The 241-nt window shown below is 73.0% G+C and carries 1 pseudogene; it reads left to right on the top strand.

Annotation, left to right across the window (positions count from 1 at the left end):
• Window positions 1-241 (top strand): annotated as a pseudogene (locus tag ACQG3P_RS22495) (16S rRNA (cytosine(967)-C(5))-methyltransferase RsmB); the annotation flags it as partial.

Below are 241 nucleotides of genomic sequence, written 5' to 3'. Positions count from 1 at the left end.
TCCGCGCCCAGCGCGATGGCATTCCAGCGCTGCCGGCGCGCGAGGCCTTCCCGCAGTGGATGGCCGAACAGCTCGAACAGGACTGGCCCGACCAGGCCGAGGACGTTTGTGCCGCCAGCCTGCAGCCGGCGCCGTTGTGGCTGCGGGTCAACCGCCAGCACGGCAGTCGCGATGTGTTGCTGGAGCGGCTGCAAGCGGCCGGCATCGCCGCCGAGGCCGGCGCGCTGGGCCGCGATGCGAT

It is taken from the genome of Stenotrophomonas sp. SrG (assembly GCF_050031795.1).
Classification (GTDB): Bacteria; Pseudomonadota; Gammaproteobacteria; order Xanthomonadales; family Xanthomonadaceae; genus Stenotrophomonas; species Stenotrophomonas rhizophila_A.
The sequence above is the reverse complement of the archived record's forward strand: the minus strand, read 5'-3'. Positions and strand labels throughout refer to the sequence as shown.